Source organism: Pseudomonas sp. LBUM1657 (assembly GCF_059716075.1).
The window spans coordinates 5,839,096-5,863,089 of sequence record NZ_CP166799.1 but is presented as its reverse complement, the minus strand read 5'-3'; the positions used below and the strand labels follow the sequence as shown (position 1 = coordinate 5,863,089).

The 23,994-nt window shown below is 54.3% G+C and carries 16 protein-coding genes, 4 tRNA genes and 2 rRNA genes; all 22 read left to right on the top strand.

Translation table 11 applies throughout. The features are described from left to right. Positions 1-153 precede the first annotated feature (153 nt). The 22 genes from ACA055_RS27150 (at position 154) to tuf (ACA055_RS27045) (ending at position 23,872) form a co-directional block, all read left to right on the top strand. A 23S ribosomal RNA gene (locus ACA055_RS27150) occupies positions 154-3,045 on the top strand. A gap of 156 nt (positions 3,046-3,201) precedes the next feature. Continuing rightward, positions 3,202-3,317 (top strand): 5S ribosomal RNA (gene rrf, locus ACA055_RS27145). A gap of 133 nt (positions 3,318-3,450) precedes the next feature. Beyond that, a complete protein-coding gene (gene birA / locus ACA055_RS27140) occupies positions 3,451-4,410 on the top strand; it encodes a bifunctional biotin--[acetyl-CoA-carboxylase] ligase/biotin operon repressor BirA (RefSeq protein ID WP_497681348.1) in 960 nt (319 codons plus the stop codon). Next, positions 4,400-5,149, top strand: coding sequence for a pantothenate kinase (locus ACA055_RS27135; protein WP_497681347.1), 750 nt, complete (start codon positions 4,400-4,402; stop codon positions 5,147-5,149). The genes birA and ACA055_RS27135 overlap by 11 nt, the downstream gene beginning before the upstream one ends. 7 nt (positions 5,150-5,156) lie before the next feature. Next, positions 5,157-5,597 (top strand): hypothetical protein, encoded by a 441-nt coding sequence (locus tag ACA055_RS27130; RefSeq protein WP_497681346.1) that lies wholly within the window; start codon positions 5,157-5,159, stop codon positions 5,595-5,597. A gap of 142 nt (positions 5,598-5,739) precedes the next feature. Continuing rightward, a tRNA-Tyr gene (locus tag ACA055_RS27125) sits at positions 5,740-5,824 on the top strand. A gap of 23 nt (positions 5,825-5,847) precedes the next feature. Next, a tRNA-Gly gene (locus ACA055_RS27120) sits at positions 5,848-5,921 on the top strand. A 26-nt stretch (positions 5,922-5,947) separates the two neighbouring features. Next, positions 5,948-6,023, top strand: a tRNA-Thr gene (locus ACA055_RS27115). Between the two features lie 84 nt (positions 6,024-6,107). Continuing rightward, on the top strand, positions 6,108-7,301 hold the full coding sequence (gene tuf / locus ACA055_RS27110; RefSeq protein ID WP_007896619.1) for an elongation factor Tu: 1,194 nt from the start codon (positions 6,108-6,110) through the stop codon (positions 7,299-7,301). Between the two features lie 53 nt (positions 7,302-7,354). Further along, positions 7,355-7,430: transfer RNA gene (locus tag ACA055_RS27105), tRNA-Trp, on the top strand. A gap of 45 nt (positions 7,431-7,475) precedes the next feature. Continuing rightward, entirely contained in the window at positions 7,476-7,844 is a 369-nt protein-coding gene (gene secE, locus ACA055_RS27100; RefSeq protein WP_008145488.1) for a preprotein translocase subunit SecE, read from the top strand. A 9-nt stretch (positions 7,845-7,853) separates the two neighbouring features. Next, positions 7,854-8,387 carry a transcription termination/antitermination protein NusG gene (nusG, locus tag ACA055_RS27095; RefSeq protein ID WP_007896622.1) on the top strand — a complete coding sequence of 178 codons (534 nt, stop codon included), beginning with the start codon at positions 7,854-7,856 and terminating at the stop codon, positions 8,385-8,387. A gap of 117 nt (positions 8,388-8,504) precedes the next feature. Then, the gene (rplK, locus tag ACA055_RS27090; protein ID WP_003210097.1) at positions 8,505-8,936 is read left to right on the top strand and encodes a 50S ribosomal protein L11; all 432 of its coding nucleotides are present in this window, start codon (positions 8,505-8,507) and stop codon (positions 8,934-8,936) included. Beyond that, positions 8,936-9,631, top strand: coding sequence for a 50S ribosomal protein L1 (gene rplA / locus ACA055_RS27085; protein ID WP_007896626.1), 696 nt, complete (start codon positions 8,936-8,938; stop codon positions 9,629-9,631). The genes rplK and rplA overlap by 1 nt, the downstream gene beginning before the upstream one ends. Before the next feature lie 198 nt (positions 9,632-9,829). Further along, positions 9,830-10,330, top strand: a complete 501-nt coding sequence (rplJ, locus tag ACA055_RS27080; RefSeq protein ID WP_007896629.1) for a 50S ribosomal protein L10 — start codon at positions 9,830-9,832, stop codon at positions 10,328-10,330. 80 nt (positions 10,331-10,410) lie between these two features. Next, positions 10,411-10,776 carry a 50S ribosomal protein L7/L12 gene (gene rplL / locus ACA055_RS27075; RefSeq protein WP_010467258.1) on the top strand — a complete coding sequence of 122 codons (366 nt, stop codon included), beginning with the start codon at positions 10,411-10,413 and terminating at the stop codon, positions 10,774-10,776. A 221-nt stretch (positions 10,777-10,997) separates the two neighbouring features. Next, complete coding sequence (gene rpoB / locus ACA055_RS27070) at positions 10,998-15,071, top strand: DNA-directed RNA polymerase subunit beta (RefSeq protein WP_462019840.1); 4,074 nt, start codon at positions 10,998-11,000, stop codon at positions 15,069-15,071. A gap of 64 nt (positions 15,072-15,135) precedes the next feature. Beyond that, entirely contained in the window at positions 15,136-19,335 is a 4,200-nt protein-coding gene (rpoC, locus tag ACA055_RS27065; RefSeq protein WP_007896632.1) for a DNA-directed RNA polymerase subunit beta', read from the top strand. 216 nt (positions 19,336-19,551) lie between these two features. Further along, complete coding sequence (rpsL, locus tag ACA055_RS27060) at positions 19,552-19,923, top strand: 30S ribosomal protein S12 (protein WP_002555494.1); 372 nt, start codon at positions 19,552-19,554, stop codon at positions 19,921-19,923. 117 nt (positions 19,924-20,040) lie between these two features. After that, the gene (gene rpsG, locus ACA055_RS27055) at positions 20,041-20,511 is read left to right on the top strand and encodes a 30S ribosomal protein S7 (RefSeq protein WP_002555493.1); all 471 of its coding nucleotides are present in this window, start codon (positions 20,041-20,043) and stop codon (positions 20,509-20,511) included. A 30-nt stretch (positions 20,512-20,541) separates the two neighbouring features. After that, positions 20,542-22,647 (top strand): elongation factor G, encoded by a 2,106-nt coding sequence (gene fusA, locus ACA055_RS27050; protein ID WP_056743438.1) that lies wholly within the window; start codon positions 20,542-20,544, stop codon positions 22,645-22,647. Positions 22,648-22,678: 31 nt separating this feature from the next. Next, positions 22,679-23,872, top strand: coding sequence for an elongation factor Tu (gene tuf, locus ACA055_RS27045; protein WP_008145495.1), 1,194 nt, complete (start codon positions 22,679-22,681; stop codon positions 23,870-23,872). Positions 23,873-23,994: the final 122 nt, after the last annotated feature.

The following is a 23,994-nucleotide window of genomic DNA, read 5'->3' as shown; positions in this document are numbered from 1 at the left end:
TCGTTCTTTAAAAATTTGGGTATGTGATAGAAAGATAGACTGAACGTTACTTTCACTGGTAACGGATCAGGCTAAGGTAAAATTTGTGAGTTTAATCGCGAATTTTCGGCGAATGTCGTCTTCACAGTATAACCAGATTGCTTGGGGTTATATGGTCAAGTGAAGAAGCGCATACGGTGGATGCCTTGGCAGTCAGAGGCGATGAAAGACGTGGTAGCCTGCGAAAAGCTTCGGGGAGTCGGCAAACAGACTTTGATCCGGAGATGTCTGAATGGGGGAACCCACCTAACATAAGTTAGGTATCTTAAGCTGAATACATAGGCTTAAGAAGCGAACCAGGGGAACTGAAACATCTAAGTACCCTGAGGAAAAGAAATCAACCGAGATTCCCTTAGTAGTGGCGAGCGAACGGGGACTAGCCCTTAAGTGGCTTTGAGATTAGCGGAACGCTCTGGAAAGTGCGGCCATAGTGGGTGATAGCCCTGTACGCGAAAATCTCTTGGTCATGAAATCGAGTAGGACGGAGCACGAGAAACTTTGTCTGAATATGGGGGGACCATCCTCCAAGGCTAAATACTACTGACTGACCGATAGTGAACTAGTACCGTGAGGGAAAGGCGAAAAGAACCCCGGAGAGGGGAGTGAAATAGATCCTGAAACCGTATGCGTACAAGCAGTGGGAGCCCACTTTGTTGGGTGACTGCGTACCTTTTGTATAATGGGTCAGCGACTTATTTTCAGTGGCGAGCTTAACCGAATAGGGGAGGCGTAGCGAAAGCGAGTCTTAATAGGGCGTCTAGTCGCTGGGAATAGACCCGAAACCGGGCGATCTATCCATGGGCAGGTTGAAGGTTGGGTAACACTAACTGGAGGACCGAACCGACTACCGTTGAAAAGTTAGCGGATGACCTGTGGATCGGAGTGAAAGGCTAATCAAGCTCGGAGATAGCTGGTTCTCCTCGAAAGCTATTTAGGTAGCGCCTCATGTATCACTGTAGGGGGTAGAGCACTGTTTCGGCTAGGGGGTCATCCCGACTTACCAAACCGATGCAAACTCCGAATACCTACAAGTGCCGAGCATGGGAGACACACGGCGGGTGCTAACGTCCGTCGTGAAAAGGGAAACAACCCAGACCGTCAGCTAAGGTCCCAAAGTTATGGTTAAGTGGGAAACGATGTGGGAAGGCTTAGACAGCTAGGAGGTTGGCTTAGAAGCAGCCACCCTTTAAAGAAAGCGTAATAGCTCACTAGTCGAGTCGGCCTGCGCGGAAGATGTAACGGGGCTCAAACCATACACCGAAGCTACGGGTATCACTTAGGTGATGCGGTAGAGGAGCGTTCTGTAAGCCTGTGAAGGTGAGTTGAGAAGCTTGCTGGAGGTATCAGAAGTGCGAATGCTGACATGAGTAACGACAATGGGTGTGAAAAACACCCACGCCGAAAGACCAAGGTTTCCTGCGCAACGTTAATCGACGCAGGGTTAGTCGGTCCCTAAGGCGAGGCTGAAAAGCGTAGTCGATGGAAAACAGGTTAATATTCCTGTACTTCTGGTTATTGCGATGGAGGGACGGAGAAGGCTAGGCCAGCTTGGCGTTGGTTGTCCAAGTTTAAGGTGGTAGGCTGGAATCTTAGGTAAATCCGGGATTCTAAGGCCGAGAGCTGATGACGAGTGTTCTTTTAGAACACGAAGTGGTTGATGCCATGCTTCCAAGAAAAGCTTCTAAGCTTCAGGTAACCAGGAACCGTACCCCAAACCGACACAGGTGGTTGGGTAGAGAATACCAAGGCGCTTGAGAGAACTCGGGTGAAGGAACTAGGCAAAATGGCACCGTAACTTCGGGAGAAGGTGCGCCGGTGAGGGTGAAGGACTTGCTCCGTAAGCTCATGCCGGTCGAAGATACCAGGCCGCTGCGACTGTTTATTAAAAACACAGCACTCTGCAAACACGAAAGTGGACGTATAGGGTGTGACGCCTGCCCGGTGCCGGAAGGTTAATTGATGGGGTTAGCTAACGCGAAGCTCTTGATCGAAGCCCCGGTAAACGGCGGCCGTAACTATAACGGTCCTAAGGTAGCGAAATTCCTTGTCGGGTAAGTTCCGACCTGCACGAATGGCGTAACGATGGCGGCGCTGTCTCCACCCGAGACTCAGTGAAATTGAAATCGCTGTGAAGATGCAGTGTATCCGCGGCTAGACGGAAAGACCCCGTGAACCTTTACTATAGCTTTGCACTGGACTTTGAATTTGCTTGTGTAGGATAGGTGGGAGGCTTTGAAGCGTGGACGCCAGTTCGCGTGGAGCCAACCTTGAAATACCACCCTGGCAACTTTGAGGTTCTAACTCAGGTCCGTTATCCGGATCGAGGACAGTGTATGGTGGGTAGTTTGACTGGGGCGGTCTCCTCCTAAAGAGTAACGGAGGAGTACGAAGGTGCGCTCAGACCGGTCGGAAATCGGTCGTAGAGTATAAAGGCAAAAGCGCGCTTGACTGCGAGACAGACACGTCGAGCAGGTACGAAAGTAGGTCTTAGTGATCCGGTGGTTCTGTATGGAAGGGCCATCGCTCAACGGATAAAAGGTACTCCGGGGATAACAGGCTGATACCGCCCAAGAGTTCATATCGACGGCGGTGTTTGGCACCTCGATGTCGGCTCATCACATCCTGGGGCTGAAGCCGGTCCCAAGGGTATGGCTGTTCGCCATTTAAAGTGGTACGCGAGCTGGGTTTAGAACGTCGTGAGACAGTTCGGTCCCTATCTGCCGTGGACGTTTGAGATTTGAGAGGGGCTGCTCCTAGTACGAGAGGACCGGAGTGGACGAACCTCTGGTGTTCCGGTTGTCACGCCAGTGGCATTGCCGGGTAGCTATGTTCGGAATAGATAACCGCTGAAAGCATCTAAGCGGGAAACTAGCCTCAAGATGAGATCTCACTGGGACCTTGAGTCCCCTGAAGGGCCGTCGAAGACTACGACGTTGATAGGTTGGGTGTGTAAGCGCTGTGAGGCGTTGAGCTAACCAATACTAATTGCCCGTGAGGCTTGACCATATAACACCCAAGCAATTTGTTGGCCTGAAAGGGCACCAGATTGCGGTGTGTGAAGACGAAACGAACCGAAAGTTCGAGAAACAAACACACAAACTATCGCATACCCATTCGCTGGAGCGTGAACCTGTAAAGGCCCACGACCCGGCTCCAGAATTTCTTGACGACCATAGAGCATTGGAACCACCTGATCCCATCCCGAACTCAGTAGTGAAACGATGCATCGCCGATGGTAGTGTGGGGTTTCCCCATGTGAGAGTAGGTCATCGTCAAGATTAAATTCCGAAACCCCTATCTGCGTATGCAGGTAGGGGTTTTGTTTTGCCTGCAGGAAACTGCCTGTAGGGTTTCTATGCAACGGCTTGATGCATGGCTATCATGCGGGCCTCTTTGTGAGGCGAGACTTGCATGTTGACGTTGTTAAATCTTCTTAAAGATGGTCGATTCCACTCGGGGCAAGCCCTGGGGGTTGCCTTGGGCATCAGTCGTAGCGCCGTATGGAAGCAGCTTCAGCATCTAGAGGCTGAGTTGGGGCTATCTATCCATAAGGTGCGAGGGCGCGGCTATCAGTTGGCTACGCCGTTGACACTGCTAGATCCTGTCGAGATAGCAAAGCTCGCGCCTTCTAGTAATTGGCCCATTCTGGTTTTTGACTCAATTGACTCCACAAATGCCGAAGCTTTGCGTGCCATAGAGAGGGGGAATGCTCCACCGTTTCTGGTGCTCGCCGAGCGGCAGACGGCAGGTCGTGGCCGGCGGGGGCGGAAGTGGGTGAGCCCGTTTGCGGAGAACATCTATTACAGCCTGGTGTTGCGCATTGAGGGTGGGATGCGTCAGCTGGAGGGCTTGAGCCTTGTTGTCGGACTCGCCGTTATGCAAGCGTTGCGACAGCTTGGTGTTTCGGGGGCTGGATTGAAATGGCCCAATGATGTTTTGGTTGGGCAGAAAAAGATTGCTGGAATATTGCTCGAGTTAGTGGGAGATCCTGCTGATGTGTGTCATGTCGTACTGGGTGTTGGAATTAATGTGAACATGCAGATGACCGATGAGGTTGATCAGCAGTGGACGTCCATGCGGCTCGAGTCCGGTCATGCATTTGATCGCAATCGGCTGGTCGCGGAGTTGGGTGCAATACTTCAGGCATATTTGAGTCGCCATCAGCACGGTGGTTTTTCAGCTATCCAGGCAGAGTGGGAGCAAAATCATCTATGGCAGGGGCGAGCAGTGTCACTGATTGCCGGTGTTAACCAAATAGATGGCGAAGTGGTGGGTATCGATAGTCAGGGTGCCTTGCGCTTGAAGGTGGGTGGCGTGGAAAAAGTCTATAGCGGTGGTGAGCTCAGTCTGAGGTTGCGTGATGATTCTTGAGCTCGACTGCGGAAACAGCTTCATCAAGTGGCGTGTGCTCGACGCGGATGCCCGGCGGGTGGTAGGTGAGGGAGTCGTTGATTCAGATCTCGCATTGCTAGACAGCTTGAAAGCACTTAATGGGCTTGCTCTCAAATTTTGCAGGCTGGTCAGTGTCAGAACTGTCGATGAGACCAGTGTGTTGATTTCGCTCCTCACAGAGACCTTTGGTGTGTCAGTGGTCTGCGCGGCGTCAGCTCGTGAGGCGTCCGGGGTTCGCAACGGTTATGAAGAGTTCGAGCGGTTAGGGCTCGATCGCTGGCTAGCGATGCTGGGAGGATTCCACCTGGCTTCGGGCGCGTGCCTTGTACTGGATTTTGGTACTGCCGTTACTGCGGACTTCATCGCCGGGGATGGAGAGCATCTAGGGGGATTCATCTGTCCGGGGATGCCATTGATGCGCAACCAGTTGCGCACCCATACCCGCAAAATTCGCTATGGGGATCTGGCGGCCGAACGCGCTTTGGAAAGTCTCGTTCCTGGTCGTACAACTGTCGAGGCGGTCGAGCGGGGATGCTTGCTGATGCTCAGAGGCTTTGTCGTGACTCAGTTGGAATTGGCGCGTAGTTACTGGGGAGATGACTTTAGTGTGTTCCTTACTGGCGGAGACGCGGAACTGGTCTCTGAAATAGTGCCTGAAGCCAGGGTGGTTTCAGATCTGGTGTTTGTAGGTTTGGCTATGGCGTGTCCCTTGTCTTGAGGTTTTTATGCGTTGGTTGTTTTTGCTGCTGCTTGTCCTCAATGTGTTCTATTACATCTGGCATCAACAAGAGGCTCCTCTGCGTGCAAAAGACGTAACCCCTTTGAGTTTGTATCGGGGATCGCAGCAAGATATCCGCTTGTTGAGTGAGGCGGCTGACGCGGCTCGTGATAAAGGAAAATCTACCCCGGTAGATGATGGGTGTCTCTATCTGGGCGGTTTTAGTCGCCAGGAAGGAGCTCTGGCGCTTGAGCGGCGATTGAGCGGCATGGAGATCAAGTTCCAATCCTTGCCGAAGACCACCTCCGAGTCTGCTGATAACTGGATCCGAGTCGCCCCAGAAAGCCGGCGCTGGCTGGATGAGTCGCAACTGAAAAACCTTTCTAGAGAATTCAATGAGTTAAAACATAAAATAATGCCCTGCGAGGGGGTTGCACCCACTGAATAGTTTGCATAGAATGGCGCCCGCTTCGCAGTGAAGACCTTTAACGGTTAACAGTGCGGAACGAGGTCAACGCAGCTAACCTCAGGTTTTTAATGAGAAAATGCTTGACAGAAGGCTGGCATGATATAGAATGCCGGCTCGCTTAGGAGGGGTTCCCGAGCGGCCAAAGGGATCAGACTGTAAATCTGACGTCTACGACTTCGAAGGTTCGAATCCTTCCCCCTCCACCATTTTTAGCGAGAGCTGCAAGCTCGCGGGTATAGTTTAGTGGTAGAACCTCAGCCTTCCAAGCTGATGATGCGGGTTCGATTCCCGCTACCCGCTCCAAGTTTGCAGATCCTGCAAAGTGTTACGCTCTTGTAGCTCAGTTGGTAGAGCACACCCTTGGTAAGGGTGAGGTCAGCGGTTCAAATCCGCTCAAGAGCTCCATATAACAAGGCAGATATGAAAATATCTGCCTTTGTTTTAATGGCTTGTTTGACTTGCTTAATTCTTCTCCTAGGGGTGATTTCGATGGCTAAGGAAAAGTTCGAACGTAATAAGCCGCACGTTAACGTTGGTACCATTGGTCACGTCGACCACGGCAAAACCACTTTGACTGCAGCCTTGACCCGTGTCTGTTCCGAAGTTTTCGGTTCGGCAAAGGTTGACTTCGACAAGATCGATAGCGCCCCTGAAGAAAAAGCTCGCGGTATTACCATCAACACCGCTCACGTTGAGTACGATTCGGCTGTGCGTCACTACGCACACGTTGACTGCCCTGGTCACGCTGACTATGTGAAAAACATGATCACCGGTGCTGCCCAGATGGATGGTGCGATCCTGGTTTGCTCGGCCGCTGATGGCCCGATGCCGCAAACTCGTGAGCACATCCTGCTGTCCCGTCAAGTTGGTGTTCCGTACATCGTTGTCTTCCTGAACAAGGCTGACATGGTGGACGATGCTGAGTTGCTGGAGTTGGTTGAGATGGAAGTGCGCGATCTGCTGAGCACTTACGACTTCCCAGGTGATGACACTCCGATCATCATTGGTTCCGCGCTGATGGCGCTGAACGGTCAAGACGACAATGAGATGGGCACTACTGCCGTCAAGAAGTTGGTTGAGACTCTGGATAGCTACATTCCGCAGCCTGAGCGTGCTATTGATAAGCCGTTCCTGATGCCGATCGAGGACGTGTTCTCGATCTCCGGTCGCGGTACTGTTGTGACTGGTCGTGTTGAGCGTGGCATTGTCCGCATTCAGGAAGAAGTTGAGATTGTTGGTCTTCGTGACACTGTCAAAACTACTTGTACCGGTGTTGAGATGTTTCGCAAGCTGCTCGACGAAGGTCGTGCTGGCGAGAACTGCGGCGTTTTGCTGCGTGGTACCAAGCGTGATGATGTGGAGCGCGGCCAGGTTTTGGTCAAGCCGGGCACCGTCAAGCCGCATACCAAGTTCACTGCTGAGGTTTACGTTCTGAGCAAGGAAGAGGGTGGCCGTCATACGCCATTCTTCAAGGGCTACCGTCCGCAGTTTTACTTCCGTACTACTGATGTGACTGGTAACTGCGAGCTGCCAGAAGGTGTTGAGATGGTGATGCCGGGTGACAACGTTCAAATGACCGTCACTCTGATCAAAACCATCGCAATGGAAGATGGTCTGCGTTTCGCTATCCGTGAGGGCGGTCGTACCGTCGGCGCTGGTGTCGTAGCAAAGGTTATCGAGTAAATTGTTGTAATGTCTTTTTCGGGCCGGCATAATGGTCGGCCTGATTTTGTTTTAGGTCAGTAGCTCAATTGGCAGAGCGACGGTCTCCAAAACCGTAGGTTGGGGGTTCGATTCCCTCCTGACCTGCCAGATTCACTTGGTGTATCTGGCTTTCTTTTCACAGGATCTTCATAGATGACTCCTAAAGCTGAAGCTCAAGGCTCTCGCTTCGATCTGCTCAAGTGGCTAGTAGTAGTCGCTTTGGTGGTTGTTGGCGTTGTTGGCAATCAGTATTACTCTGCTTCGCCGATCCTGTACCGCGTACTTGCTTTGCTTGCCATTGCTGCTGTAGCTGCCTTTGTAGGCCTGCAGACGGTCAAGGGCAAGTCTTTCTTTGTACTGGTTAAGGAAGCTCGCACCGAGATTCGTAAAGTCGTGTGGCCAACTCGCCAAGAAACCACGCAGACCACTCTGATTGTTGTGGCTGTTGTTCTGGTTATGGCGTTGCTGTTGTGGGGGCTTGATTCCCTGCTCGGTTGGCTTGTTTCCTTGATTGTCGGCTAAGGGTGTCCCGTGGCTAAGCGTTGGTACGTTGTGCATGCTTACTCCGGTTACGAGAAGCATGTCATGCGCTCGTTGGTAGAGCGCGTAAAGCTGGCTGGCATGGAAGATGGCTTTGGCGAAATTCTGGTTCCCACTGAAGAAGTGGTTGAAATGCGTAATGGCCAGAAACGCAAAAGCGAGCGCAAGTTCTTCCCAGGTTATGTGCTGGTTCAGATGGACATGAATGAGGGGACTTGGCACTTGGTCAAGGATACGCCTCGGGTGATGGGTTTCATTGGCGGTACGGCCGATAAGCCTGCACCAATCACAGATAAAGAGGCAGAAGCAATTCTGCGTCGCGTTGCTGATGGTAGCGACAAGCCTAAGCCGAAGACGTTGTTCGAGCCGGGCGAGTCGGTACGTGTCAACGACGGACCGTTTGCCGATTTCACCGGTACGGTCGAAGAGGTTAACTACGAAAAGAGCCGGATCCAAGTGGCTGTGCTCATTTTCGGTCGCTCTACTCCGGTAGAGCTAGAGTTCAGCCAGGTCGAAAAGGTCTAGCTGAGCAAGCATCCCAACCCCGCAGCCCTAGGCTGTGGGGTTTTGTCGTCACTGGGATAAACGCGCAAGTAACCGGGGAGCCTTTCGAGGCGTTCGAACCCGTAATTGGAGTGCCTCATGGCCAAGAAGATTACCGCTTACATCAAGCTGCAAGTGAAGGCCGCTCAGGCTAACCCAAGCCCACCTGTTGGTCCTGCTCTGGGTCAGCACGGCGTGAACATCATGGAATTCTGCAAGGCTTTCAACGCCCGTACTCAGGGTATTGAGCCAGGTCTGCCGACTCCAGTGATCATCACTGTCTACAGCGACCGTAGCTTCACTTTCGAAACCAAATCCACCCCTGCTTCGGTTCTGCTGAAGAAGGCTGCTGGTCTGACTAGCGGTTCCGCTCGTCCGAACACCGTTAAGGTTGGCACCGTGACCCGTGCTCAGCTGGAAGAAATCGCGAAAACCAAAAACGCGGATCTGACTGCAGCTGATATGGACGCAGCCGTGCGTACTATCGCCGGTTCTGCTCGTAGCATGGGCCTTAACGTGGAGGGTGTGTAATGGCTAAGTTGACCAAGCGTCAAAAGGCTATCGCCGGCAAAATCGAAGCAGGCAAGTCTTACAACTTTGTAGACGCTGCTGCTCTGCTGGCTGAACTGTCGACTGTCAAGTTCAGCGAGTCGTTCGACGTTGCTGTAAACCTGGGTGTTGACCCGCGTAAATCCGACCAGGTCGTTCGTAGCGCTACTGTGCTGCCACACGGCACTGGCAAGACTGTTCGCGTTGCCGTGTTCACCCAGGGTCCAGCTGCTGAGGCCGCTCTGGCTGCCGGCGCTGACCGTGTAGGTATGGACGATCTGGCTGCCGAAATGAAAGGCGGCGACCTGAATTATGACGTAGTTATCGCATCCCCGGATGCAATGCGCGTTGTAGGTCAGTTGGGTCAGATCCTCGGTCCACGTGGTCTGATGCCTAACCCTAAAGTCGGCACCGTAACTCCAGACGTAGCTACCGCGGTTAAAAACGCCAAGGCTGGTCAGGTTCGTTATCGCACCGACAAAAACGGCATCATTCACACCTCCGTTGGCAAAGTCGGCTTTGATGCCGTCAAGCTGAAGGAAAACGTTGAAGCCCTGATCGCTGATCTTAAGCGTATCAAGCCAGCTTCCTCGAAAGGTATTTACGTCAAGCGCGTTACCCTGAGCACCACCATGGGCCCAGGTCTGGTCATCGACCAGGGTTCGCTCGACGCGTAAGACAAAGGTTGGCGCAAGCGATTGCGCCAATTGAAAGATTGGGGTCCCTGCCTGGCGGGGGCTATCCAAGACCGTAGGCGACGCAAGTCTTAAACCTCAAGCCTACGCAGATGGTGCTCCCGGTTCCTTACCGAATCAGACACCAAAACGACATCCGGCTCCGGTTGGATGAAACGGTAACAAGCAGGAGTTAAACCCGTGGCAATTAAACTCGAAGACAAGAAGGCCATCGTCGCTGAAGTCAACGAGGCTGCCAATGTCGCCCTTTCCGCTGTTGTGGCTGATGCCCGCGGTGTGACTGTAGGCGCTATGACCGGACTCCGTAAAGAGGCTCGTGAAGCTGGCGTTTACGTACGTGTTGTACGTAACACCCTGCTCAAGCGCGCCGTTGCTGGCACTCAATATGACGTGCTCAACGACGTGTTCACCGGCCCGACCTTGATTGCATTCTCCAAAGAACATCCGGGCGCTGCTGCTCGTATCTTCAAAGAGTTCGCAAAAGGTCAGGATAAGTTCGAGATCAAGGCAGCTGCGTTCGAGGGCAAGTTCCTCGCAGCTAATCAGATCGACGTACTGGCAAGTCTGCCGACCCGTGACGAAGCAATTTCTCAGCTGATGAGCGTGATTCAAGGCGCAACCAGCAAATTGGCTCGTACTCTGGCGGCCCTTCGCGACCAGAAAGAAGCTGCAGCAGCCTAAGGCTGAGCGACTCCTTTCAGCGTTTATTGTTTATTTCGATGGCCGCGTAGGCTGTCACCCCAATACAGGAATTTATAGTCATGTCTCTGACTAACGACCAAATCATCGAAGCAATCGGCGAAAAATCCGTTCTGGAAATCGTTGAGCTGATCAAGGCCATGGAAGAGAAGTTCGGCGTTTCCGCCGCTGCTGCTTCTGCTGGTCCAGCTGCTGTTGCTGCCGTTGTTGAAGAACAAACTGAATTCAACGTCATGCTGCTGGAAGCTGGCGAGAAGAAAGTTAACGTGATCAAGGCTGTACGTGAGCTGACCGGTCTGGGCCTGAAAGAAGCCAAAGCTGTAGTTGACGGCGCTCCTGGCATGGTTCTGGAAGCTGTTTCGAAAGATGCAGCTGACAAAGCCAAAGCCACTCTGGAAGAAGCAGGCGCTAAAGTCGAGCTGAAGTAAGCATCGACTTTGCTCCTCCAGCCCGAGCTGTAAAGCGAAAGGCTGATGGCTGGTGGCTCTTGCCACCGGCCTTTTTCCGTTATTGGCAGCCGACTGGGTCGGTGCTGATAACGAGCTGTAACCACCCGATGCGGTGGCGCAAACCATGGGGTTTGCACGATTTTCTGGCTGCTCCCGTCGGGAGGGGCCAAACAAGCAGGTGACCAAGCTGGGGAACGCTGATGGCTTACTCATATACTGAGAAAAAACGTATCCGCAAGGACTTTAGCAAGTTGCCGGACGTCATGGATGTGCCGTACCTCCTGGCCATCCAGCTGGATTCGTATCGTGAATTCTTGCAAGCGGGAGCGACTAAAGATCAGTTCCGCGACGTGGGCCTGCATGCGGCCTTCAAATCCGTTTTCCCGATCATCAGCTACTCCGGCAATGCTGCGCTGGAGTACGTCGGTTATCGCCTGGGCGAACCGGCATTTGATGTCAAAGAATGCGTATTGCGCGGTGTAACTTACGCCGTACCTTTGCGGGTAAAAGTGCGCCTGATCATTTTCGACAAAGAATCGTCGAACAAAGCGATCAAGGACATCAAAGAGCAAGAAGTCTACATGGGTGAAATCCCCCTGATGACTGAGAACGGTACCTTCGTAATCAACGGTACCGAGCGTGTAATCGTTTCCCAGCTGCACCGTTCCCCGGGCGTGTTCTTCGACCACGACCGTGGTAAGACGCACAGCTCCGGCAAACTGCTGTACTCCGCGCGCATCATTCCTTACCGCGGTTCGTGGCTGGACTTCGAGTTCGACCCGAAAGACTGCGTGTTCGTGCGTATCGACCGTCGTCGCAAGCTGCCTGCATCGGTACTGCTGCGCGCGCTCGGCTATACCACTGAAGAAGTGCTCGACGCGTTCTACACCACCAACGTCTTCCATGTGCAAGGTGAAAACCTCAGCCTGGAACTGGTGCCTCAGCGCCTGCGTGGTGAAATTGCTGTCCTGGATATCCTGGATGACAAAGGCAAGGTTATTGTCGAGCAAGGTCGTCGTATCACTGCTCGCCATATCAACCAGCTGGAAAAAGCCGGGATCAAAGAGCTGCAAGTGCCTTTGGACTACGTCCTGGGTCGCACTACCGCCAAGGTCATCGTGCATCCGGCAACCGGCGAAATCCTGGCAGAGTGCAACACCGAGCTGAACACCGAGATCCTGGCAAAAATCGCCAAGGCCCAAGTTGTTCGCATCGAAACTCTGTACACCAACGATATCGACTGCGGTCCGTTCGTCTCCGACACCCTGAAGATCGACTCCACCAGCAACCAATTGGAAGCGCTGGTCGAGATCTATCGCATGATGCGTCCAGGCGAGCCGCCAACCAAAGACGCTGCCGAAACTCTGTTCAACAACCTGTTCTTCAGCCCTGAGCGCTATGACCTGTCTGCGGTCGGCCGGATGAAGTTCAACCGTCGTATCGGTCGTACCGAGATCGAAGGTTCGGGCGTGTTGTGCAAAGAAGACATCGTCGCGGTACTGAAGACTCTGGTCGACATCCGTAACGGTAAAGGCATCGTCGATGACATCGACCACCTGGGTAACCGTCGTGTTCGCTGCGTAGGCGAAATGGCCGAGAACCAGTTCCGCGTTGGCCTGGTACGTGTTGAGCGTGCGGTCAAAGAGCGTCTGTCGATGGCTGAAAGCGAAGGCCTGATGCCGCAAGACTTGATCAACGCCAAGCCAGTGGCTGCGGCGGTGAAAGAGTTCTTCGGTTCCAGCCAGCTTTCCCAGTTCATGGACCAGAACAACCCGCTGTCCGAGATCACCCACAAGCGTCGTGTTTCTGCACTCGGCCCTGGCGGTTTGACTCGTGAGCGTGCCGGCTTTGAAGTTCGTGACGTACACCCGACTCACTACGGTCGTGTATGCCCGATTGAAACGCCGGAAGGTCCGAACATCGGTCTGATCAACTCCTTGGCCGCCTATGCGCGCACCAACCAGTACGGCTTCCTCGAGAGCCCGTACCGTGTGGTGAAAGACGCTCTGGTCACCGACGAGATCGTGTTCCTGTCCGCCATCGAAGAAGCTGATCATGTGATCGCTCAGGCTTCGGCCACGATGAACGACAAGAAAGTCCTGATCGACGAGTTGGTAGCTGTTCGTCACTTGAACGAGTTCACCGTCAAGGCGCCGGAAGACGTCACCTTGATGGACGTATCGCCGAAGCAGGTAGTTTCGGTTGCAGCGTCGCTGATTCCGTTCCTCGAGCACGACGACGCCAACCGTGCGTTGATGGGTTCGAACATGCAGCGTCAAGCTGTACCAACCCTGCGCGCTGACAAGCCGCTGGTCGGTACTGGCATGGAACGTAACGTAGCCCGTGACTCCGGCGTTTGCGTCGTGGCTCGTCGTGGCGGTGTTATCGATTCCGTAGACGCCAGCCGTATCGTGGTTCGTGTTGCTGATGACGAAGTTGAAACCGGCGAAGCTGGTGTCGACATCTACAACCTGACCAAGTACACCCGTTCCAACCAGAACACCTGCATCAACCAGCGTCCGCTGGTGCGTAAAGGTGATCGGGTTCAGCGCAGCGACATCATGGCCGACGGTCCGTCCACCGACATGGGTGAACTGGCTCTGGGTCAAAACATGCGCATCGCGTTCATGGCATGGAACGGCTTCAACTTCGAAGACTCCATCTGCCTGTCCGAGCGTGTGGTTCAGGAAGATCGCTTCACCACGATCCACATTCAGGAACTGACCTGTGTGGCACGTGACACCAAGCTTGGGCCAGAGGAAATCACTGCAGACATCCCGAACGTGGGTGAAGCTGCACTGAACAAGCTGGACGAAGCCGGTATCGTTTACGTAGGTGCTGAAGTTGGCGCAGGCGACATCCTCGTTGGTAAGGTCACTCCGAAAGGCGAGACCCAACTGACTCCGGAAGAAAAACTGCTGCGTGCCATCTTCGGTGAAAAAGCCAGCGACGTTAAAGACACTTCCCTGCGTGTGCCTACCGGCACCAAGGGTACCGTCATCGACGTACAAGTCTTCACCCGCGACGGCGTTGAGCGTGATGCTCGTGCACTGTCGATCGAGAAGACTCAACTCGACGAGATCCGCAAAGATCTGAACGAAGAGTTCCGTATCGTTGAGGGTGCTACTTTCGAACGTCTGCGTTCCGCTCTGGTCGGCCACAAAGCCGAAGGTGGCGCCGGTCTGAAGAAAGGTCAGGAAATCACCGACGAAGTTCTCGACGGTCTTGAGCATGGTCAGTGGTTCAAACTGCGCATGGCTGAAGATGCTCTGAACGAGCAACTCGAGAAGGCTCAGGCCTACATCGTTGATCGCCGCCGTCTGCTGGACGACAAGTTCGAAGACAAGAAGCGCAAACTGCAGCAGGGCGATGACCTGGCTCCAGGCGTGCTGAAAATCGTCAAGGTTTACCTGGCAATCCGTCGCCGCATCCAGCCGGGCGACAAGATGGCCGGTCGTCACGGTAACAAAGGTGTGGTCTCCGTGATCATGCCGGTTGAAGACATGCCGCACGATGCCAATGGCACACCGGTCGACGTCGTCCTCAACCCGTTGGGCGTACCTTCGCGCATGAACGTTGGTCAGATCCTTGAAACCCACCTGGGCCTCGCGGCTAAAGGTTTGGGCGAGAAGATCAACCGGATGATCGAAGAGCAGCGCAAAGTCGCCGAGCTTCGTAAATTCCTGGACGAGATCTACAACCAGATCGGCGGTCGTAACGAAGATCTGGATAGCTTCTCCGACCAGGAAATCCTGGATCTGGCGAAGAACCTGCGTGGCGGCGTTCCAATGGCCACTCCAGTGTTCGACGGCGCCAAGGAAAGCGAAATCAAGGCCATGCTGAAACTGGCAGACCTGCCAGAAAGCGGCCAGATGCAGCTGACCGACGGCCGTACCGGCAACAAGTTCGAGCGCCCGGTTACTGTTGGCTACATGTACATGCTGAAGCTGAACCACTTGGTAGACGACAAGATGCACGCTCGTTCTACCGGTTCGTACAGCCTGGTTACCCAGCAGCCGCTGGGTGGTAAGGCGCAGTTCGGTGGTCAGCGTTTCGGGGAGATGGAGGTCTGGGCACTGGAAGCATACGGTGCTGCTTACACTCTGCAAGAAATGCTCACAGTGAAGTCGGACGATGTGAACGGCCGGACCAAGATGTACAAAAACATCGTGGACGGCGATCACCGTATGGAGCCGGGCATGCCCGAGTCTTTCAACGTGTTGATCAAGGAAATTCGTTCCCTCGGCATCGATATCGATCTGGAAACCGAATAACACGTGACGCGAATCGAGAGCGGGGCAGGATTGCCCGCTCTCTGCTCCGCCAGGAGGAAAGGCCTTGAAAGACCTACTGAATTTGCTGAAAAACCAGGGTCAAGTCGAAGAGTTCGACGCCATCCGTATTGGATTGGCATCGCCTGAGATGATCCGTTCGTGGTCGTTCGGTGAAGTTAAAAAGCCGGAAACCATTAACTACCGTACGTTCAAACCTGAACGTGACGGCCTGTTCTGCGCCAAGATCTTTGGCCCGGTAAAGGATTACGAGTGCCTGTGCGGTAAGTACAAGCGCTTGAAGCACCGTGGTGTGATCTGCGAGAAGTGCGGCGTTGAAGTCGCGCTGGCCAAAGTTCGTCGTGAGCGCATGGCGCACATCGAACTGGCTTCGCCAGTTGCCCACATCTGGTTCCTGAAATCGCTGCCGTCGCGTATCGGCTTGCTGATGGACATGACCCTGCGTGATATCGAACGCGTTCTCTACTTCGAGAGCTATGTCGTTATCGACCCGGGCATGACCACCCTTGAAAAAGGTCAGCTGCTCAACGACGAGCAGTACTTCGAAGCGCTGGAAGAGTTCGGCGACGATTTCGATGCCCGCATGGGTGCCGAAGCTGTCCGCGAACTGCTGCACGCTATCGACCTGGAACACGAGATTGGCCGCCTGCGTGAAGAAATTCCGCAAACCAACTCCGAAACCAAAATCAAGAAGCTGTCCAAGCGTCTGAAGTTGATGGAAGCCTTCCAGGGTTCCGGCAACCTGCCAGAGTGGATGGTGCTGACCGTTCTGCCGGTTCTGCCGCCAGATCTGCGTCCACTGGTCCCGCTGGATGGCGGTCGCTTCGCGACTTCCGACCTCAACGATCTGTATCGTCGAGTGATCAACCGTAACAACCGCTTGAAGCGTCTGCTCGATCTGTCCGCTCCGGACATCATCGTGCGCAACGAAAAGCGTATGTTGCAAGAAGCCGTCGATGCACTGCTCGACAACGGTCGTCGTGGCCGCGCTATCACTGGTTCGAACAAGCGTCCTCTGAAATCCCTGGCTGACATGATCAAGGGTAAGCAAGGTCGTTTCCGTCAGAACTTGCTCGGTAAGCGTGTTGACTACTCGGGTCGTTCGGTAATTACCGTAGGCCCGACCCTGCGTCTGCACCAGTGCGGTCTGCCGAAGAAGATGGCTCTCGAGCTGTTCAAGCCGTTCATTTTCGGCAAGCTGGAAATGCGTGGTCTCGCGACCACCATCAAAGCTGCCAAGAAGATGGTCGAGCGCGAGCTGCCGGAAGTTTGGGACGTTCTCGCTGAAGTTATTCGCGAACACCCGGTTCTCCTCAACCGTGCACCGACCCTTCACCGTCTGGGTATCCAGGCGTTTGAACCGGTACTGATCGAAGGTAAGGCTATCCAGCTGCACCCTCTGGTCTGTGCTGCGTACAACGCCGACTTCGACGGCGACCAAATGGCCGTGCACGTACCGCTGACACTGGAAGCCCAGTTGGAAGCGCGTGCGTTGATGATGTCGACCAACAACATTCTGTCGCCAGCCAACGGTGAGCCAATCATCGTTCCGTCGCAGGACGTTGTATTGGGTCTGTACTACATGACTCGTGAAGCGATCAACGCCAAGGGCGAAGGTCGTGTGTTTGCGGATCTGCAAGAAGTTGACCGTGTGTTCCGTGCCGGCGAAGCCGCACTGCACGCTAAAGTCAAAGTGCGGATCAACGAAACCGTCAACGATCGTGATGGTGGCAGCGTCAAGAACACCCGTATCGTCGACACCACTGTCGGCCGTGCGCTGTTGTTCCAGGTTGTTCCACCTGGCCTGTCGTACGACGTCGTCAACCAGCCGATGAAGAAAAAGGCGATCTCCAAGCTGATCAACCAGTGCTACCGCGTGGTTGGTTTGAAAGAGACCGTGATCTTCGCTGACCAGTTGATGTACACCGGTTTTGCCTATTCGACCATTTCCGGCGTTTCCATCGGTGTTAACGACTTCGTTATCCCGGATGAAAAAGCCCGCATCATCGGTGCTGCTACCGACGAAGTGAAAGAGATCGAAAGTCAGTACGCCTCCGGCCTGGTAACCCAGGGCGAGAAGTACAACAAAGTGATCGACCTTTGGTCCAAGGCGAACGACGAAGTTTCCAAGGCGATGATGGCCAACCTCTCGAAAGAGAAAGTCATCGACCGTCATGGCGTCGAAGTCGACCAGGAGTCCTTCAACTCGATGTACATGATGGCCGACTCGGGCGCACGGGGTTCTGCTGCGCAGATCCGTCAGCTCGCCGGTATGCGTGGCCTGATGGCCAAGCCGGACGGTTCCATCATCGAAACGCCGATTACTGCGAACTTCCGTGAAGGTTTGAGCGTACTTCAGTACTTCATCTCCACTCACGGTGCTCGTAAAGGTTTGGCGGATACCGCGTTGAAAACTGCGAACTCCGGTTACCTGACTCGTCGTCTGGTAGACGTGGCGCAGGATCTGGTTGTGACCGAGATCGATTGCGGCACCGAACATGGCCTGGTAATGACTCCGCACATTGAAGGCGGTGACGTTGTTGAGCCATTGGGCGAGCGCGTATTGGGTCGAGTTATTGCCCGTGACGTGTTCAAGCCAGGTACCGAAGAAATCATCGTTCCTGCCGGCACGCTGGTAGACGAGAAGTGGGTCGAGTTCATCGAGCTGAACAGCATCGACGAAGTGATCGTGCGTTCGCCGATCAGCTGCGAAACCCGCTATGGCATTTGCGCCAAGTGCTACGGCCGTGACTTGGCTCGTGGTCACCAGGTGAACATCGGTGAAGCGGTCGGCGTTATCGCTGCCCAGTCCATCGGTGAGCCGGGTACCCAGCTGACCATGCGTACGTTCCACATCGGTGGTGCGGCAAGCCGGACCTCCGCAGCCGACAGCGTTCAGGTGAAGAATGGCGGTACCGTCCGTCTGCACAACCTGAAGCACGTTGAGCGAGTGGATGGTTGCCTGGTTGCTGTGTCCCGTTCCGGTGAGCTGGCGATCGCTGATGACTTCGGTCGTGAGCGCGAGCGTTACAAGCTGCCGTACGGTGCCGTGATTTCGGTTAAAGAAGGTGACAAGGTCGACGCTGGCGCAATCGTGGCCAAGTGGGATCCGCACACTCACCCAATCGTTACCGAAATGAAAGGTACCGTGACCTACGTGGGCATGGAAGAAGGCATCACGATCAAGCGTCAGACTGACGAATTGACCGGTATGACCAACATTGAAGTACTCGACGCCAAAGACCGTCCAGCTGCCGGTAAAGATATCCGTCCTGCTGTGAAGATGGTTGATGACAACGGCAAGGATCTCTTGCTGCCGGGTACCGACGTAATTGCTCAGTACTTCCTGCCTGCCAACGCCCTTGTCGGTGTGGCGGACGGTGCGAAAATCGCGATCGGTGATGTTATCGCGCGTATTCCGCAAGAGACTTCGAAAACCCGTGACATCACCGGTGGTCTGCCGCGTGTTGCCGACTTGTTCGAAGCTCGTCGTCCGAAGGAAGCGTCGATTCTGGCTGAAGTCAGCGGTACCATCGCGTTCGGTAAAGAGACCAAGGGCAAGCGCCGTCTGGTCATTACCCCGAACGACGGTAGCGATCCGTACGAAGAGCTGATTCCGAAGTGGCGTCACCTGAACGTCTTCGAAGGCGAACAGGTAAACCGCGGCGAAGTTATCTCCGACGGCCCAAGCGATCCACACGACATCCTGCGTCTGCTGGGTGTGAGTGCGCTGGCCAAGTACATCGTGAACGAGATCCAGGACGTTTACCGTCTGCAAGGCGTGAAGATCAACGACAAGCACATCGAGACCATCCTGCGTCAGATGCTGCGTAAAGTTGAAATCGCCGAATCTGGCGATTCCAGTTTCATCAAGGGCGACCAGATGGAATTGACTCACGTTCTGGTAGAGAACGAGCGTCTGGCTGGCGACGAGAAATTCGTTTCCAAGTTCACTCGCGTGCTGTTGGGTATCACCAAGGCGTCGTTGTCCACCGAATCGTTCATCTCGGCGGCTTCCTTCCAGGAAACCACTCGCGTACTGACCGAAGCGGCGGTAACCGGCAAGCGCGATTACCTGCGCGGCCTGAAAGAAAACGTGGTCGTGGGTCGTCTGATCCCGGCTGGTACCGGTCTGGCTTATCACAGCGAGCGCAAGCGTCGCCGTGATGCTGACAAACCGTTGCGCGTAAGCGCCAGTGAAGTGGAAGCTGCACTGACCGAAGCGCTGAACTCGAGCGGTAACTGAGTTCTGCGGTAACTAAGCGTGAGGCCCCGGCCGCTCCGTTCATCGAATCGAGACAATTTGTCGAGATTGGATGAGCGGGGAGGTCGGGGCCTTGCCTTGACTGGGGACAAGATCCTCTTTAGACTCTTGTACCCCTAAATTTGGCGGGAATTCGTTCCTGCCATTTTGCTTTTCTTGCAAGACAATAGCGTCGCAAGACAACAGTGGAGCTAGTAGATGGCAACTATCAACCAGCTGGTACGTCAGCCGCGTAAGCGTATCGTCGAGAAATCCGACGTGCCTGCGCTGCAGAACTGCCCGCAACGTCGTGGCGTATGCACCCGTGTGTATACCACCACGCCGAAAAAACCTAACTCGGCACTGCGTAAAGTATGCCGTGTGCGCCTGACCAACGGTTTCGAGGTTTCCTCGTACATCGGCGGTGAAGGCCACAACCTGCAAGAGCACAGCGTGGTACTGATCCGCGGCGGTCGTGTAAAAGACTTGCCAGGTGTTCGTTATCACACCGTACGCGGTTCTTTGGATACTTCCGGCGTTAAAGGTCGTAACCAGGGTCGTTCGAAGTACGGTACCAAGAAGCCTAAGTAGTAGCGGCTTTTTGTAAAACTGATTTTCTATTTTTCTGAGTCGATAAGAGTAAGGTCGGAGGCGTCCCGAAAGGGCACCGATTCCGAGCGAACCTGAAGACCGTTTGAGGGCTTATCCATGCCAAGAAGACGCGTAGCAGCCAAGCGCGAAGTGCTTGACGATCCAAAATACGGCAGCCAGATCCTGGCCAAGTTCATGAACCACGTGATGGAAAGCGGCAAGAAAGCCGTTGCCGAGCGTATCGTTTATGGCGCGCTGGAGAAGGTTAAAGAACGCAAGAACAGCGACCCCCTGGAAATCTTCGAGAAAGCTCTCGACGCCATCGCTCCGCTGGTCGAAGTAAAGTCGCGCCGTGTAGGCGGTGCTACTTACCAGGTTCCGGTTGAAGTTCGTCCGTCCCGTCGTAACGCCCTGGCAATGCGCTGGTTGGTAGACTTCGCCCGCAAGCGCGGCGAGAAGTCTATGGCTCTGCGTTTGGCTGGCGAACTGTTGGACGCTGCCGAAGGTAAAGGTGCTGCAGTTAAGAAGCGTGAAGACGTGCACCGTATGGCTGAAGCCAACAAGGCTTTCTCGCACTACCGCTTCTAATTTTAGCGTCACTAATTTTGCGAGGGCTTTATGGCTCGTACTACACCGATTAATCGCTACCGTAACATTGGTATCGTTGCTCACGTGGATGCTGGTAAAACCACCACCACCGAGCGCGTCCTTTTTTACACTGGCAAAAGTCACAAGATGGGCGAGGTGCATGACGGCGCCGCGACCACAGACTGGATGGTGCAGGAGCAGGAGCGTGGTATTACCATTACTTCTGCTGCTATTACCGCCTTCTGGCAGGGTTCCGAGAAGCAGCACAAAGACCAATACCGCTTCAACGTTATTGATACTCCGGGCCACGTTGACTTCACTATTGAAGTTGAGCGTTCCCTGCGTGTACTCGATGGCGCGGTCGTTGTGTTCTGCGGCACCTCGGGTGTTGAGCCTCAGTCGGAAACCGTATGGCGTCAAGCCAACAAATACGGCGTTCCACGTCTTGTTTACGTAAACAAGATGGACCGTGCTGGTGCAAACTTCCTGCGCGTGATCGGTCAGATCAAGCAGCGTCTGGGTCACACTCCGGTTCCAATCCAGTTGGCTATCGGTTCCGAAGACAACTTCCAGGGTCAGATCGATCTGATGGCCATGGAAGCTGTTTACTGGAATGACGCTGACAAAGGTATGGTTCCAGTTCGCAAGCCTATCCCTGCTGAACTGCAGGAATTGGCTGACGAGTGGCGCGGCAACATGGTTGAGGCTGCGGCCGAAGCCAGTGAAGAGCTGATGAACAAGTACCTCGAAGGTGAAGAACTCACCAACGAGGAAATCAAGGCCGCTCTGCGTCAGCGTACTATCGCTGGTGAGATCGTTCTGGCTGTTTGCGGTTCTTCCTTCAAGAACAAGGGTGTTCCCCTGGTTCTCGACGCCGTTATCGACTACCTGCCTGCTCCAAGCGACATTCCTGCCATCAAGGGTACTGACCCGGATGACGAGACTCAGGAAATGGAGCGTCACGCAGACGACAGCGAGCCGTTCTCGGCTCTGGCGTTCAAGATCGCTACCGACCCATTCGTGGGTACCTTGACCTTTGTTCGAGTTTACTCGGGCGTGTTGGCCTCCGGTGACGGCGTGATCAACTCGGTAAAAGGCAAGAAAGAGCGCGTGGGTCGTATGGTGCAAATGCACGCAAACGCCCGTGAAGAAATCAAGGAAGTGCGCGCTGGTGACATCGCGGCCTTGATCGGCATGAAGGACGTCACCACTGGTGAAACTTTGTGCAACGCTGACAAGCCAATTATCCTGGTTCGCATGGACTTCCCGGAGCCGGTTATTTCGGTTGCCGTAGAGCCTAAGACCAAGGACGACCAGGAAAAAATGGGTATCGCTCTGGGCAAACTTGCTCAGGAAGACCCGTCTTTCCGCGTCAAGACTGATGAAGAGACTGGTCAAACGATCATCTCCGGCATGGGCGAGTTGCACCTGGACATCCTGGTTGACCGGATGCGCCGTGAGTTCAACGTCGAAGCCAACATCGGTAAGCCTCAAGTTTCGTACCGTGAGCGCATCACGAAGAGCTGCGAAATTGAAGGCAAGTTCGTTCGCCAATCCGGCGGTCGTGGCCAGTTCGGTCACTGCTGGATTCGTTTTGCTCCTGCTGACGAAGGTCAGGAAGGTCTGCAATTCCTGAACGAAGTTGTGGGTGGTGTGGTTCCTAAGGAATACATCCCGGCTATCCAGAAGGGTATCGAAGAGCAGATGAAGAACGGCGTTGTTGCCGGCTATCCGCTGATCGGCCTGAAGGCTACCGTGTTTGATGGTTCCTACCACGACGTCGACTCCAACGAGATGGCGTTTAAGGTGGCTGCTTCCATGGCGACCAAGCAACTGGCCCAGAAGGGCGGTGGTGAGTTGCTTGAGCCGATCATGGCGGTAGAGGTTGTTACGCCTGAAGACTATATGGGTGACGTGATGGGCGACCTTAACCGTCGTCGCGGCATGATCCTGGGTATGGAAGACACGGTTTCCGGCAAAGTGATTCGCGCCGAGGTTCCGTTGGGTGAGATGTTCGGTTACGCAACCGACGTACGCTCCATGTCCCAAGGTCGCGCAAGCTACTCTATGGAATTCAAAAAATACAATACGGCTCCGTCGCACATCGTCGAAACCGTTACCAAAAAACAAGGCTGATTCAGCCCCTTTAGGCTAGGAGTTAATTGTCGTGGCTAAAGAAAAATTTGACCGTACCCTCCCGCACGTCAACGTTGGCACCATTGGTCACGTCGACCACGGTAAAACCACGCTGACCGCTGCTCTGACTCGCGTCTGCTCCGAAGTTTTCGGTTCGGCTGTTGTTGCTTTCGATAAAATCGACAGCGCTCCAGAAGAAAAGGCTCGTGGTATTACCATCAACACCGCGCACGTTGAATACAACTCGCTGATCCGTCACTACGCTCACGTTGACTGCCCAGGTCACGCTGACTATGTGAAGAACATGATCACCGGTGCTGCTCAGATGGACGGCGCTATCCTGGTTTGTTCGGCCGCTGATGGTCCGATGCCACAAACCCGTGAGCACATCCTGCTGTCCCGTCAGGTTGGCGTTCCGTACATCGTTGTCTTCCTGAACAAGGCTGACATGGTTGACGACGCTGAGCTGCTGGAACTGGTTGAGATGGAAGTGCGCGATCTGCTGAGCACTTACGACTTCCCAGGTGACGACACTCCGATCATCATCGGTTCGGCTCTGATGGCTCTGAACGGCCAAGACGACAACGAAATGGGCACCACTGCCGTTCGTAAACTGGTTGAGACTCTGGACAGCTACATTCCAGATCCAGTCCGTGTTATCGACAAGCCGTTCCTGATGCCAATCGAAGACGTATTCTCGATCTCCGGTCGCGGTACTGTTGTAACTGGTCGTATCGAGCGCGGTATCGTCAAGGTTCAGGATCCACTGGAAATCGTTGGTCTGCGTGACACTACCGTCACCACCTGCACCGGTGTTGAAATGTTCCGTAAGCTGCTCGACGAAGGTCGTGCTGGCGAGAACTGCGGCGTGCTGCTGCGCGGCACCAAGCGTGACGACGTTGAGCGTGGCCAGGTTCTGGTCAAGCCAGGTTCGGTTAAGCCGCACACTACCTTCGAAGCCGAAGTGTACGTGTTGAGCAAAGAAGAAGGCGGTCGCCACACTCCGTTCTTCAAAGGCTACCGTCCACAGTTCTACTTCCGGACCACTGACGTGACCGGTAACTGCGAACTGCCGGAAGGCGTTGAAATGGTAATGCCGGGCGACAACATCAAAATGGTTGTCACCCTGATCAAAACCATCGCAATGGAAGATGGTCTGCGTTTCGCTATTCGTGAAGGCGGTCGTACCGTCGGCGCTGGCGTCGTAGCCAAAATCATCGCTTAATAAGTGATGACTTGAAAAAGCCCCCGCCTAGCGGGGGCTTTTTTATTGGGTTGACACTGTGGTAGCCCGTCTATAGAATTGCGCCTCCTTTTAACGGGCGTATTGCGCTCGCTGGGAATAGC